Raw genomic sequence first — 13,694 nt, 5'->3', positions numbered from 1 at the left:
CTGTATTTCTTGGCTTTCATCGTAGTATTCCTTTTCTTGTGAGTTTAAGGACTTTTTTCTACTTTGATTCGCTTTTATTTTTTGGGATGATTACCCTTGGTTTTCCTCAAAGCACACTCGCTACACATACTGAAGCTCGTGCAGTTAAACAAATACCTTTGAAGCCTGGCGATAATATGACAATTGATGGGCAATACCCGCCTTGTCCTTCGTGTCAGGGAAAAATGCGAAAGACTGCGGAGGGAAGTGGAGCAACGATAAACTATAATTGGCCAGAAAATGGTGTGATAAAAACTAAATCTTGGCCAAAGAAATAATGAGGACATAATGAATTTTTTAGCAGAGCAAATATCGTGTTATGTTGAGGATGATGTTCGTGTTGTGTCGTTTGCTGTAGGGAAAGCAGTAGACCCAGATACTTATATTATTCTTTCAAAAACAGAGTTCGAAGAGGATGACGATAATTTTGGGGTCTATATTGAGTCAAGTTTTGGTATCACTGGCTATGATTTAGTTAGACTCAAAAATTTTAGCAATAGCACGGTTGCTTTTGAGGTTCGCACAGCTATCTCTCACCCCTACAAAGACTTAATTATTCACTTGCCTGAGGATTCCCCAGAGATACTAAGCAGTTTTTTGACTAAAATTTTTGAAAGCAAGTAACATCATGTGAACCAAAATGAGGCTAGGGATGCGTTTCTTTTTAGAATGCTTAGTTGTGGATTTTCAAATAAAGTAAGCCAAATTTCAAACTGGAAAACAGAAAAGGGGAGGCTTCCAAAACCGTAACCAACTTATATAAAAGAAGGAGATTCTATGGAAGAAATTTCAATTCCGAATCCAAACGAATTACTCAAGCTGTCTCAGTCTCTCGCTTTGCTAGATGCGATAATTTGTCCAGAATGGGAGTATAGATACTTTAGTTTTAACAGCAAATGGTCATCTAGCGAGAAAATGGCTTCTATGCGTGACGGGGAAGGTAGCGATTATTTTATTCTGTGGGGGCCATCTTATTGTGCAATTAAAGCTAAGTACTCTGACTCTAGTAACGAATATGTTGCAAAGTTCGAACCATCTATAAATGTGCAAATGCCTGACGAGCTAATCGTTCTATTTGTTAATGAGTTGGCATTTTCAATGCAAGACGCATCATTTATCTATTGGTATGATTTTACTAAGCATTTTTGGATTAAGGCTTTGGTTGAAAAACAAGGAGAAGATGGTTCCATAAAATTACTCCAATGGTTCATCAACTCTGCTTATACATACAAAGAATGGGCTGACGATTATTACGAAATCAGTTTGGACTTAGAGATATGTAAAAAAATCTTCGATCACGCCCCATTAACAGAAACTGAAGTGAAAGCTATTAATAAAGACATTGATTTCTCTTTACTTTCAAATGAAATAAGTGAGATAGGTTATCCTCCTTTACTAGATTCTTAAAACTTTTCCAAAAAAATTGATAGTGATAGCGCTGGGTGGGAATCCACCTATGGCCAACGCCAACAGGTCAATGCGCATACGGGGCAACTTGAACAGGCGTTTGATAACAGCCGCACCACGCATTACATTTATGAGCCGAACTCGTTTGTACCGATGATGCAGGCCGTTAGCAACGGCAGCATTCATCTACTGCCTACGCCTGATTATCAAACGATGATAAAAACCTTATTAAATTTTTAAAATTCCATTTTAAAAATTGGCGATTTAATTTACTGGTAAATGATTATTTGCGTCTGACTTCCTCCAAAAAATCAGCTCATTAAGGGGAATTAGGGGGACGAATCAACAGCTATTCCCCGCTCTTGTATACGCATAAACTCAATGTTATCAAGGTTTACAAGACCATTTTCCCCAATTCCCCCAATTCCCTCAATTCCCTCAATTCCCTCAATTCCCTCAATTCCCCCCGCAAATCAGCATAGTGAGACTGATAACTAACATTGCAGTTGTGACGAATATATTTTTCTGCGTTTTTAGGGGCTTATGAAACATGGAAAAAAGCATGGGGGTCGGCAGGTAAATCGAATATTTTGCGTTAGACCTTAGCAGTGATGGTTTCACCTTGTTTTTGTAGCTTGCCAAGATAGTCCGCCCAATACTGCATCATCTTGATACGAATTGGTAAATGCTCGGAATGGTCGTATGCGCCCTCTACTTGACTACGTGGGACGTGAGCCAGTTGTAACTCAACCGCATCGGGGTTAAAGCGCAAGACTTCAAGGGTTTCTTTTTCACCCATGCTATTGATAACATGGGTGAGCACATAATCCGACTTTAGAAACGTGGAGGCGACACCTCTAAAACCATGTCCCGTCATGCGACTGTGATAACCCATGCGGTACAGTGCATAAAGAATGGTATTGTTGCTCATGGTTTTACCTCTTAAGTTTTGGCTAGGGAATAAATACTCATTGTGTCCACTGAGCTTATGTAACTCTTTTAGAAGTTGAACGGTTTGGCGTGACAGCGGCACAATATGAGGGCGTGGCAGCTTCATACGCTCTTTGGGGATTTCCCATACCGCATTGTTGTAATCAATTTCAGACAGTGGGGTATCGAGTATGTAGGGTGGTATTTCGCTCCAAGGTGTTTCAATCAGCTCTTTTGTTCGGACAAAAGTTAAGGACATTAAGCGCAAAGCAAGACGAGTGAGTGCATTACCGTTATAGGTATCAATATCCTGTAACAGTTTGGGCATTTCACCAATTTTTATGCGTGCTTGGTTAATGGCAGGAGGCACTGTGATGATGTCAGAGAGCTTAACCATACGTGCAGGGTTTTGTGTGGCGTAACCAAAAGTGAGCGCATAGTCAAATACTTGACCGCATTTCACGTAGGCTTTTTCAGCCATGTTAAGTGCACCGCGTTTAGCAACACCCTCAACAAGGTGAACAATGTTAAGAGTAGTTACATCATTAATAGGCTTATGACCGATGGATGGAAAAATATCTTTTTCTAATTGACGCATCGCCCTATCAGCATAAGTCGAGTCACGGCCTTTTTGCCAACGTTCAAACCACAGTAATGCAACGGCTTTAAAAGTATTGGTTTGAGCAATGATGGCGTTTTGTTTTTGTTGGCGGCGTTCTGTACTGGGGTTTGTACCTTGGTCTAGCAACTCACGCGCTTTGTCACGAGCAATGCGGGCCTCTTTAAGAGAAACCGCAGGATAAATACCCAATGACAGCATCTGTTCTTTACCGTTATATTTGTAACGATAACGCCAGCGTTTTGAGCCGTTGGGTTCAATAAATAGGGATAAACCACCCCCATCCGTTAATTTAACCGTTTTATCCGAGGGTTTAGCATTTTTGATGGCAGTGTCGTTTAAGAGTTGTTTCATGCAGGTTTGAGCTTTATAGTGGGTAAGAGTTTGTACTGATTTATTTCTTACCCTCAAAATTACCCGCTTTTATTATGGCTGTCAATGTATCCATTGAAGCTCACTGACAAACAAAAACCCCGTAAACCTTTAAATTTACGGGGATTCTGTTTACATCGGATGGCATTATAATTCAATATGGTGGAGGTGGCGGGAATCGAACCCGCGTCCGCAAATCCTCTACGAAGAGTTCTACATACTTAGCTTAATTTTTTAAACTTTAGCGGGGCTTGCATCAATTAAGCTAACGCTTAACCCGCGATTGACCTTGAATTTAAACCACATTTAAGTCACCCAAATGCAGTCGGTTCTTTGTAAATGACGCTGAAATCCAAGCCAAAGACAACTCGGTACAGCGGCTAGCGGCAATTAAGCTGCTAATGCGAACGTTTTATCGTTTGCGTTTAGTTTTTTTCAGTTGTATTTACGAGGTAGCTGATCCTCGGTATGCCCTCGTCCGCTTTGTAACCCACGTCGAAACCAGGTCACCCCCAGACAGCTGGCATTTTAACACAGCTTAATGAATAACGGCGACTCTTGATGAATAAGCGGTTGGCTTTGAGCCGATTCGTTCTAAAATACACGCATGAATACTCATCAAATACATTTAAACAAATTACTTATCATTGGTTTAGGCGATGTGGCGCGGCGTGCGCTGCCCGCTCTTGAGAGAGATTGGCGTGTATGGGCGACTCAACGCCAAATTGTACCTTTAAAAAAGGTGACATCGATTGTATGCGATTTGGATGATGCAAATTTTGATATGTTGCCAAAGAGTGCGCAGGCGGTGCTGTACACGGCCCCTCCGCCCCATGTCGGGCGTTGTGATACGCGCTTGGCGGCGTTGCTCTCGCATTGGCTGGCTCATGGCGGCGCACCGCGACATTTGGTTTACATCAGTACTTCAGGCGTATATGGCGATTGTGCAGGCGCATGGGTTGATGAAACATGCCCTTTGAATCCCGAAAGTGAGCGAGCCGTGCGGCGGGCGGATGCTGAACGTCAATTGATGGATTTTGCCAAAAGGCATGGCATGACGTTGACCATTTTGCGTGCGCCAGGCATTTATTCATTGGAACGGCTGCCGCTTGAACGCTTGCGTCGAGGGTTGCCCGTACTGAATGAGGATGAAGATGGTTTTAGCAATCATATTCACGCCGATGATTTGGCGATGATGTGCGTTGCCGCTTTAGCTCAACCGAGTGGAATCAAGGTTTACAATGCAAGCGATGACTTACCACTAAAAATGGGGGATTGGTTTTGCTTATTGGCAAAAGCGGCTGGGCTACCTGCCCCACCTCGCATGGAGCGAACAGCTTTAGAAGCTGCGTTACCGCCAATGCAGTGGAGTTTTGTGCGCGAATCTCGACGGCTGTCGAATGAAAAAATAAAAAATGAGTTGGCTGTGCGTTTACGTTACCCGTCAGTCAAGCACTTTTTAGAAATGAATATGCCGTTGACTATCGAAGACATAAAGAACAAATAAAATCGACAACAGGGAGGCTAAAAATGAAAGAAACTATAACAACAGGATTTAATACGCTTGTATTACAAACCGATGAATGCGTAGGTCGCACTTCACAATACGCTGTCACCTAGATTTGCCCCTAGATTGGAGATTTTATGCGCTTATATTTGAACGACACATCGCCTTTTGCCCGCCTTGTATTGGTCACCGCTTTAGAGGTTGGAGTAAAGGATATGGATTTGATTTGGATTGACCCTTGGGCGTCCCCCGAAAGGCTGCTGGCACTGAATCCATTTTCCACCATCCCTACGCTTAGACTAAACGACGATACAGCTCTGTACGAAAGTTTAATAATCTGCGAACATTTGATTGCGACTGCCGAACCCACACGTTCGGCGTTGACACACACCGAATACGGCAATCCAGCTGCACTGCAACAACTTGCACTGGGCAAGAGTCTGATGGAGCTTTCTTTTCGTAAGGTCATCATGGAAAGATTCGCCTCTGACGCATCGGGTAATATTTTATTGGAACGCGCTCATGCCGCCTTGGTACGCGCCTTGAGTGGTCTCGATGCGCTTCTGGAAAAACAACCGAGCATACAGCACGCGAGTGTGAATCTCCCTAATATGTGTCTGGCGGTGGCGGTGGAATATGTGCGATTCAGATTGAACGATGTATTCGACGCGCATGTCGGTCAACATGCGCTGACTTGGTTGAGCGCTTGGCATGCCCGTTCATCGTTTGAGTGTACAGCGCCCGAGAGACTCAAAGTACAACCAGCGAGCATCTTAGAGTTGCGTAGTGACTCAGTTTAAAACACTCGCCTGTGGCAGCGCGAATCGTTTTCTCAGCCAACGTATGGGCGCGCCCACCACGGGTAATTTTTGCAATAATTCTTCAGCCGCATCCCAATAATCACGATGCAAAACCACCAAGCCATCGTCATTAAACACAAAATGCGAACCACCCACAATCTGATACAGCCGCCCTCTCAACTCAAATTCAAACGTCCATGTCACAAATGCTTGCTGGTGCTGGATGATGCGCTGGTCGATTAAAAAGCGGGGATTGTTTGTGGTGGTAAACATGTGGTCAAAGATAGAAACAATATTTGCCACGCCGATGACGTCATTAAAAGGGTCTTTAAAGCGTGCATTGACCGCATAAAAATCCCCAGCTTGGCACACAGTATGGGCTTGCAAGCCGCTGTACCATGCCAGTAAAGCATGCAATCGTTGTTGCATCAAATCGTCTGTTGTTTTCATTTCGGTTGCACCAGTTGAGCGAGTAAAAAAAAGCGTAAGCGATACGGCAACAACTGCAATATTTTAAGCAGTTGGGTAAAGCGTCGCGGGAAGTGTATTTCAAATTGTCCTCTGCTCAAACCTCGCCAAATCGCCAGTGCTGCTTGCTCTGGCGTTTGCAAGGCGGGCATGGCAAATCTATTTTGCGCCGTGAGTTGGGTTTTGACAAAACCTGGGTTTATCAAATACACCGCTAAACCTTGGGGGTGTAAATCAGTGTATAAAATTTCAGCCAAATTAATCAAAGCCGCTTTGCTGGGGCCGTATACGCTGGCATTGGGCAGGCCCACAAAGCCCGCCACGCTAGCGACTAAAGCAACGCCACCATGCCCTTGCGCCATCAAATCGGGCAATACAGTGGCTAAACCGCTGTATACGCTGCCCAAATTAATTTGTAGGGTTTGAGCCGCAACGGCAGGTTCAACAGCCCAGCTTCGTTCGGGGCGATAGTCGGCTGCGCAAAATACGATTAAATCAACACCGCCCCAGCGCGACACAATGCTGGCGTATGCCTTCGACCACGCAGCGGTATCGAGCACGTCAAAAGGCAGCACCAAGGTCTGCTTATGCCCTGCCGCCACCGCTTCTAATTGAGGTTGGCGTCTGGCGGTCAAAATAACCTTTGCGCCTGCACTTAAAGCGTGTCGTGCTAAAGCTGCGCCGATGCCGCTCGACGCACCAATCAACCAAATGCGCTTGTCGGTCCAATCTTTGATGGGCGGATTGAGAGGAGGCCACATGATTATTCTCTTTTCTTGAAAAACAGCGTCACTTGACCCAGCTCAAAACCAAATTTCGTCATTTTGGCTCGGTTCAATAACGTGTGTGCGTCCATTAAAAACATCCAATCGTCAAACTGCACTTCGTAAGTACTGCCGTCAACAGGCAACAGCATGGTGTAATTCCAGTTCAACGCATTACCTGCGATTTGACCAATCGCCTCACCTTTGACATCAGCTGCTGTTCCGCGCCACGAGCCATCGGCCGCTTGCTTTAAAGTCCAAACCCGTTGTTGCTTTGTACCGTCCGCGTAGTCAAAACGCTCATCTAACACCAGTTGTTCATTTTGGTACGTCCCTGTAATTTCGACATGGAAACGCTTAACCACTTCGCCATTGCGTTTTTGAAACATGCCCCACGCATCGGTTTTACCGACAAAATATTGCACCAAGTCCAATTTGGGTTCAGCTTGCTGATATTGACTCACCTCTGGAGCGGCGCACCCAAACAACAAACCCGCCATAACGGCCAATAATATTTTTTTCATCACAACTCCAATCACAGTGAACACAGCCATCTATTTTTAAAATCAACCTCTACTTAACCAAGCTCAACCACCGAACGAACCTCACTCCTTTTGTAATAAAAATTGAATAACGTCTGTTCTACCCTCATCAAAACCGACCTCACAGTATGAAAAATACAAACGCCAAATCCGCATAAATCGTTCATCTAAGCCCAATTGACTAAAGGCAGCCTTTTCTTTTTCCCAAGCGAAACGCCAACGGCGCAAGGTTTCTGCATAGTCGCGACCAAAATGATATTGATTGATGTTTTTTAAACCAGCGGCTTGAGCATGTTGATTAAAACGTTCTGGGCTGGGCAACATGCCACCTGGGAAAATGTATTGTTGAATAAAATCAGGTGTGCTGCGATAACGCTCAAAAACTGACTCTTGAATGGTGATGCTTTGCACCATGGCTTGCCCTCCCTGCTTTAAACGCGCAGCCAATGTTTTGAAGTATTCAGGCCAAAACCTTTCGCCCACCGCCTCCACCATTTCGATAGAGACCACCGCGTCGTATTCGCCTTGTACGTCCCGATAATCACACAACGCCAACTGCACCAATGAGCCTAAATTCTCTTGCGCGACCCGCTCTTGCGCCAATTGCAACTGGGCGGGCGAAATGGTGATGCCATGCACCGCTATGCCCAACTTGGCGGCATGCACGGCAAAACCGCCCCAACCACAGCCCACTTCCAGCACTTTATCGCCCGCTTTTAAACCCAGCTCATCAATAATGCGCTGGTATTTGTTGGCCTGAGCCTGCTCTAAAGGCAAATCATAATTGCCATAAAAAACAGCACTGGAATACGTCCAACTGGCATCGAGCCAACGGCCATAAAAAGCATTGCCGATGTCGTAATGGGCGTGAATATTACGGCGACTGCCTTTGCGCGTATTCGGGCGCAAAAAATGGCGCAAGCGATACCACAATGTACTTAACCTCCCGCCAGACACTAGGCTGTCGAGCGCAGCGTTATTTTGAATCGCCAACGTCAACAAAGCGGTTAGGTCAGGGCTATCTAACCAGTGCGCTTCGTAACTTTCGGCAAAACCGATGTCGCCCGCACGCAAGATGCGTGCGCACGCGCGCCAGTCTCTTAACTGCAAAACCGCACGCAGCGGCGATGCTGCATCGCCGAACGTCAAGTGCGTGTTATCAGGCATAATCAGCTCCAAATGCCCGTGCTGCAATCGGCCAAGCAACGAAATAAAGATTTTTGCCATGCTGGGTACGCCACGTGTCGTATCTTGGATGACTGAAGTGGTATTCATGCTAAAACGTCCTATTTTTTAATAGATGAAACAGTTGATTGAGATGATTGGGCAGATATGGGCGATGACGACACGTTTTGTGCTGACGCACCCTCCAAACCTTTTGCCACCGTCAAAGCAACGCTGGGTGAGGCGGGTTGAGTAAAAAAAGGCACACGTTTACGCCATAACTTAAATGCTTCGGTGTGTATGCGGACAAACACGCCGACAGTCAACAGCGGCTGAGATAGGAACGCGCGCCATAAATTTCGCGAACTCAAGGGCTCTAACTTGCCTCCGACACCCGTCTTTATCAACAGCCCTTGCTCATCAAAATAATTGATGCTCACCCAAGTTTTATTCGCCATTTGATTCGGCGTTTCATTAAAACCAAACTCATAATGCCCCTGCACCAAACAAAATGGCGAAACGTGCATCATTTTTAGGCATTCAATTCGCGTCTGATTGTCTATGCACGCCCCTGTTTCTGTGGCGATTAAATAGCGATGCGTTTCACCAAACGTGTTGTTAACCTCGGCCAACACAGCGCGCAAGCCGCCTTGCGTGTCGTGACAATACCAAAAGCTCACGGGATTAAACACAAACCCAAATATGCGTGGAAAGGTTTGCAAATAAATATCGCCATCGGCTTCGATGCGATGCTCCGCCAAAATGCCTCGCATCCAAAGTGCTAAATCGTCACCATTTTTCGGTCCGTAATCACGAGTGCGTAGCGAAATCGGACGCCAACAATTCACACCAAATCCAAAAACACGTATCTCATGCAAGCGCTCGACATTCAAACGCAGACAAAAAATCGGATACAAAAATCGGTGTTGTGTCGGGCGCAGACGCTCGTGAAACACTTGGCCGCGTATCAATTGGGCAGCGGTTTTCATGGCAAACTCGCCCAGTTGGGTGCAAGCCCAAAATCTGAAACCACGCGTAAAGCTGATTTCAAACCATCTTCGTGAAAGCCATAGCCCGTCCACGCACCTGCAAACCAAGTTCGATTTTGACCTTGTATGCGCGACAATTGCGCTTGTGCTGCAACCGCGGCCGCGTCAAAAATGGGATGTTGATACTCGAATTGAGCCAAAATGTGTTCAGGCGCAGGCGGCGTAAACGGATTTAAAGTCAAAACCAACGGCGTCTTAAACGGTAAACGCTGTAATTGATTGAGCCAATAACTGACGCACACCGCCCGTTGTCCATCATCCTGAGCACCACCCAAATAATTCCAAGCCGACCACACCTTTTGACGTTGCGGCAATTGGCGCACATCAGTGTGCAAAATAGCGGTATTGGCTTGATAACGTACCGCTGACAGCAGTTCAGTTTCATCAACACTTGCATCGGCCAACAAAGCCAAAGTATCAGGTGCATGATTAGCAAAAACAACAGCATCGAACATTGAGCCGCCCTCATTGGTGTGCACCATCACGCCATCCACTTGGCGTTCAACTCGCAGCACGGGCGTAGACAAACGCACATCCGCTAAAGTGGCTGCAATGCGCTGAACATACTCGCGTCCGCCGCCCGCGACGGTTTGCCACTTTGGTCTGTTGTTGACTTGCAATAGCCCATGATTCAAACAAAAGCGCAAAAAAGTAGAGGCGGGGAAATTCAAAATATCTTTAGGTGAACTTGACCAAATGGCCGCCGCCATCGGCAATAAATAGGCATCACGAAATCGCGCACCATAAGCACCTTTACTCAACAACTGCCCCAGCGTGTCTTTGTTGTGCAAACTTGAAGTTAAATTGTCTTGCGCAGCGGCATTAAAACGCAGAATATCGCGCAGCATGCCCAAAAAAGAAGGAGACAGAAGATGCCGACGCTGCGCAAAAACCGTATTTAAATTAGTGCCTGCCCATTCAAATGCGCCCTGATTTAAAGACACACTAAACGACATGTCGGTGGCATAAGTGCTCACACCCAGCTCTGCAAACAGCGCAATCAAATTCGGATACGTCGCCTGATTAAATACCAAAAAACCCGTGTCCACTGGCTGCGTCATGCCCTCAACACACACATCCACTGTATTGGTATGTCCTCCCAAATAATCGCCCGCCTCAAACAAAACAACGTCATGCTGTCGATTTAAAAAATACGCACTCGCCAAACCAGAAATACCTGAGCCGATGACCGCAATGCGCTGTTTAGTAGCCTTCATTTTTGAGTTATCCTTAATTATATTGAAGCGATTTTATAAGCCTGTCCGTTCGTTCGTTCATTCAAGCAAAACGAAAAGCTTTATTGATTTTTACAATGGTGTTAATATTACTACCAATTGCAAATAATAGCTACTAATTAGTAACAGAAAGAAACCCGTGAGTATTTTTGAAAAATTCAGCTTTAAAGACCAAGCCTTTAAATTGCGCGAAGTTGCCATTTTGGACGCAACCACGACCATTTTAGCTACAAAAGGCTATGATTTAATGACAATGGATGATGTAGCAAACGCCATCGGCATTTCAAAACCCAGCCTGTACAAGCACTTTAAATCAAAAGAAGAGCTTGTGGGCGAGGCCTTGATTCGGCTGATAGATGGTGCATTGGATTTTTTGGGTCAATTGGATGCAAAGACCAAGCCCATAGACAAGCTCAAAGTGTTATTAAAATGGGCTTTGGAAGTGCGTTTAGATGGCGGCATGCCCTTTTTACCATCCACCAACGCCAACGTGCGCGAGATGCTGATGCGCAACTTAAAATACGTCACTCGGGTGCTTAAACTCAACGGAAAAATCGAAAAATTGGTGTTGGCAGCCCAGAAACAAGGCACGCTCAATCCAGATTTGCCCAGCGATGTGATTTTATTCAGTTACTATTCACGCACGTGCGACCCTGCCGTTGAGTATTTGCAAACATTCAGCAAAATGGATAAAGCTCAAATTGTCGAACACATGTTACAAGTGGCATTTAGCGGCATAGAAGTTCAAACAACAAGCGATAAAAAAACACCATAACAACCGCTTATTTCGTCAAACACTTAAATCGGCTCGTTGCTTAGCGAATTAAGACTGCGGGCAGGTGGTCGCTATTTCACTGGTGTTGATGTCCACAGGTTTATCAGCAACCGTGATGTCAAGCAATTTGGCTCGAACATCACAATCGTTTTTACCCGTGCTCTCGATGAAAACTTGATACACATGATGTGGCTGCGCCGTCCAATTAAAAGCAGGCAGTGGGCAATACAACACTTCCGTATTAGGCACTAGCGCAGGAGCCGCCCCTGTCTTCACCCAAGAATAAGTCGTCCGACCAAAATATCGTTTGGTGGGGATGACCACCAACATTTGATTGGCAGGCACATCCGCTGCAAAACGGGTGGCGACTTGTTTTTTAGCTGCGTCTGCATTTATCCCATGCACGGGCTTTTTTAAGTCCAGTAACTGCGAAGCCAAAAACAGCACTGGCGGACGGCAGCCTTGATGATTCACATATAAGTTGATATTTTTGTCGGTGGATTCCAGCGTCACTTTTGCCCTAGGCACTCCGTCGGCAATGACTGGGGGTTGATAGTGGCCACATGCTGCCAACAGACTGACAACCAGTGGCATCAATATCGCTTTATTTCTATGACAAAAAGTGAACATCTCTGTGTGCCGTCCTTTATTAATTCAATCTCGATGTGGCGAAAAATCAATTATGTGTCATTGCTTATTTGCATTTAAATGATTTGATTTCGCTACTTCCCTCAATCAGAATAGTCGGGTCAAATGTTGCCGTACAGGATTGTACGCCTACTGGTAAAGCCTTTGTCAACACGATTCGGGTTCTTGAATAGTGACACGCGATTTCTCGTGTTTGTGAGCTGGATGACTTACTAAAATTCCAACGCGCCAAGCTCTTTTTTTGAACGTCGGGAACAAGACTAGCCATGTCTTTGACAAGGCCATCATACACAGCGATAGACTGCAAACGATGCGGACCATACACATCCTCCCCAACCCCGTAACCTGTTGGAACATCAACTGCGTTTTGAGTGGTTTTAATTTCGGTGGGGCAAATTTCTGCCGACCAAGCCGACAAAGATACACCCACCGCAACTAAAGCACAAATGCCTCTTAAATATAATTTGCTTGCCATAATAAAGCCGTTCCTATTTTCTATTCACACGGCACACTCAATGCGAATTCGATTAAAAAATATTGGTGACGGACATCAATAACCTACCAACAGATTCATTCTATTTTTTTGAAGAACGCCACCAACCTCAAGACAAATTTGAATACTACATCATAAAAAAGCTGTTCTTATTTAGCACTTAATTGACGCAAAGCGCCAGCCCAATCTTCTAAATGATACGTTTTTTGCAATTTGCCATTTTTGATGGTGTGCATATCCATGGTCATGATGGTGAAACGTTTACCCGAATAAGGTACGCCAAAAAACTCACCCGCAGGTGTTCCTGTCAACTCGCCACGTACCACTACTTTATCACCAGACACAACCAAGTCTTTCATGGCCCATTTCATATCGGGAATCATTTTGGCAAAACCAGAAAACACTTTAATGGATTCATCTTGACCACGGCATTCTTTTTCTCCAGCGCATGATAACCAATCTGAAGTTGTACCCGTATGAACATTATCAGCAACATTGCCTTGTGGCACGCTGAAGTTTTTATACAAAGGGGCAATCGCCGCGTGCGCTTGCTCTTGGCTAAGAGGTTTGGCATTTGCGTTTGAGACCAACAAAGCGGCTAGCGCAACGACTGAAGTTGTGAATGCGTAAAAGTGTTTTTTCATGTGTGACTCCTTAAAATATTAGTTATCTAAATAAAATTATTATTAAATTAAAAAAGGCTTAGTTTTTACCCACCTCCTTCTGAATTAATTTTTTCTGCATCTGCAACTCAAGCTCTATATTCTGAAGCGTCTGAATAGACTCATTCACGGCAGCGACATCGTTACTCAACATGGCATCCAGTAAGTTCACCACAGCCATTTGATTTTTTTGAGTGCTTTGAATATAAAACTCATTAAA

17 protein-coding genes and 1 other RNA gene are annotated in these 13,694 nt (G+C 45.0%); 6 read left to right on the top strand and 12 right to left on the bottom strand.

The window, feature by feature from the left end; all coding sequences use genetic code 11:
- The 3 genes from DFR44_RS10665 to DFR44_RS10655 all read left to right on the top strand — a co-directional run.
- Positions 1-317: hypothetical protein (locus tag DFR44_RS10665; RefSeq protein ID WP_211336943.1), on the top strand; the 317-nt coding region annotated here is incomplete at its 5' end.
- Positions 318-327: 10 nt separating this feature from the next.
- On the top strand, positions 328-663 hold the full coding sequence (locus DFR44_RS10660; protein ID WP_133621553.1) for a hypothetical protein: 336 nt from the start codon (positions 328-330) through the stop codon (positions 661-663).
- 153 nt (positions 664-816) lie between these two features.
- The gene (locus DFR44_RS10655; protein WP_133621552.1) at positions 817-1,446 is read left to right on the top strand and encodes a hypothetical protein; all 630 of its coding nucleotides are present in this window, start codon (positions 817-819) and stop codon (positions 1,444-1,446) included.
- A gap of 595 nt (positions 1,447-2,041) precedes the next feature.
- Here DFR44_RS10655 and DFR44_RS10650 read toward each other — a convergent pair.
- Both DFR44_RS10650 and ssrA read right to left on the bottom strand, forming a co-directional pair.
- Complete coding sequence (locus tag DFR44_RS10650) at positions 2,042-3,349, bottom strand: tyrosine-type recombinase/integrase (protein ID WP_133621551.1); 1,308 nt, start codon at positions 3,347-3,349, stop codon at positions 2,042-2,044.
- A gap of 178 nt (positions 3,350-3,527) precedes the next feature.
- Positions 3,528-3,881, bottom strand: a transfer-messenger RNA (tmRNA) gene (gene ssrA / locus DFR44_RS10645).
- Between the two features lie 93 nt (positions 3,882-3,974).
- On the opposite strand from ssrA, the gene DFR44_RS10640 reads away from it, so the two are divergent.
- On the top strand, positions 3,975-4,874 hold the full coding sequence (locus tag DFR44_RS10640) for an SDR family oxidoreductase (protein ID WP_133621550.1): 900 nt from the start codon (positions 3,975-3,977) through the stop codon (positions 4,872-4,874).
- Between the two features lie 137 nt (positions 4,875-5,011).
- Positions 5,012-5,674 carry a glutathione S-transferase family protein gene (locus tag DFR44_RS10635; RefSeq protein WP_133621549.1) on the top strand — a complete coding sequence of 221 codons (663 nt, stop codon included), beginning with the start codon at positions 5,012-5,014 and terminating at the stop codon, positions 5,672-5,674.
- On the opposite strand, the gene DFR44_RS10630 is transcribed toward DFR44_RS10635, so the two are convergent.
- From DFR44_RS10630 to DFR44_RS10605, 6 genes are all read right to left on the bottom strand, one after another.
- A complete protein-coding gene (locus tag DFR44_RS10630) occupies positions 5,666-6,124 on the bottom strand; it encodes a nuclear transport factor 2 family protein (RefSeq protein ID WP_246012107.1) in 459 nt (152 codons plus the stop codon). The genes DFR44_RS10635 and DFR44_RS10630 overlap by 9 nt on opposite strands.
- Positions 6,121-6,903, bottom strand: a complete 783-nt coding sequence (locus DFR44_RS10625) for an SDR family NAD(P)-dependent oxidoreductase (RefSeq protein WP_133621548.1) — start codon at positions 6,901-6,903, stop codon at positions 6,121-6,123. The genes DFR44_RS10630 and DFR44_RS10625 overlap by 4 nt, the downstream gene beginning before the upstream one ends.
- 2 nt (positions 6,904-6,905) lie before the next feature.
- Positions 6,906-7,430 carry a DUF3833 domain-containing protein gene (locus tag DFR44_RS10620; RefSeq protein WP_133621547.1) on the bottom strand — a complete coding sequence of 175 codons (525 nt, stop codon included), beginning with the start codon at positions 7,428-7,430 and terminating at the stop codon, positions 6,906-6,908.
- Positions 7,431-7,511: 81 nt separating this feature from the next.
- Positions 7,512-8,723 (bottom strand): SAM-dependent methyltransferase, encoded by a 1,212-nt coding sequence (locus DFR44_RS10615; protein WP_133621546.1) that lies wholly within the window; start codon positions 8,721-8,723, stop codon positions 7,512-7,514.
- 11 nt (positions 8,724-8,734) lie between these two features.
- Positions 8,735-9,601 (bottom strand): DUF1365 domain-containing protein, encoded by an 867-nt coding sequence (locus tag DFR44_RS10610; RefSeq protein ID WP_133621545.1) that lies wholly within the window; start codon positions 9,599-9,601, stop codon positions 8,735-8,737.
- Complete coding sequence (locus DFR44_RS10605) at positions 9,598-10,878, bottom strand: NAD(P)/FAD-dependent oxidoreductase (RefSeq protein WP_133621544.1); 1,281 nt, start codon at positions 10,876-10,878, stop codon at positions 9,598-9,600. The genes DFR44_RS10610 and DFR44_RS10605 overlap by 4 nt, the downstream gene beginning before the upstream one ends.
- A gap of 157 nt (positions 10,879-11,035) precedes the next feature.
- Between DFR44_RS10605 and DFR44_RS10600 the strand changes: the two genes are divergently transcribed.
- The gene (locus tag DFR44_RS10600) at positions 11,036-11,671 is read left to right on the top strand and encodes a TetR/AcrR family transcriptional regulator (protein WP_133621543.1); all 636 of its coding nucleotides are present in this window, start codon (positions 11,036-11,038) and stop codon (positions 11,669-11,671) included.
- A 48-nt stretch (positions 11,672-11,719) separates the two neighbouring features.
- On the opposite strand, the gene DFR44_RS10595 is transcribed toward DFR44_RS10600, so the two are convergent.
- The 4 genes from DFR44_RS10595 to DFR44_RS11490 form a co-directional block, all read right to left on the bottom strand.
- Positions 11,720-12,265, bottom strand: coding sequence for a hypothetical protein (locus DFR44_RS10595; RefSeq protein WP_133621542.1), 546 nt, complete (start codon positions 12,263-12,265; stop codon positions 11,720-11,722).
- A gap of 100 nt (positions 12,266-12,365) precedes the next feature.
- The gene (locus tag DFR44_RS10590) at positions 12,366-12,794 is read right to left on the bottom strand and encodes an STY0301 family protein (RefSeq protein ID WP_133621541.1); all 429 of its coding nucleotides are present in this window, start codon (positions 12,792-12,794) and stop codon (positions 12,366-12,368) included.
- Between the two features lie 167 nt (positions 12,795-12,961).
- Positions 12,962-13,456, bottom strand: coding sequence for an ester cyclase (locus tag DFR44_RS10585; RefSeq protein WP_133621540.1), 495 nt, complete (start codon positions 13,454-13,456; stop codon positions 12,962-12,964).
- Positions 13,457-13,514: 58 nt separating this feature from the next.
- Positions 13,515-13,694 (bottom strand): hypothetical protein (locus tag DFR44_RS11490; protein ID WP_211336942.1); only part of this gene is annotated, 180 nt, incomplete at its 5' end.

The organism is Hydromonas duriensis (genome assembly GCF_004363775.1).
Taxonomy (GTDB): Bacteria; Pseudomonadota; Gammaproteobacteria; order Burkholderiales; family Burkholderiaceae; genus Hydromonas; species Hydromonas duriensis.
Note: the sequence above shows the minus strand (reverse complement) of the source record. Positions and strands in the feature narration are given on the sequence as shown.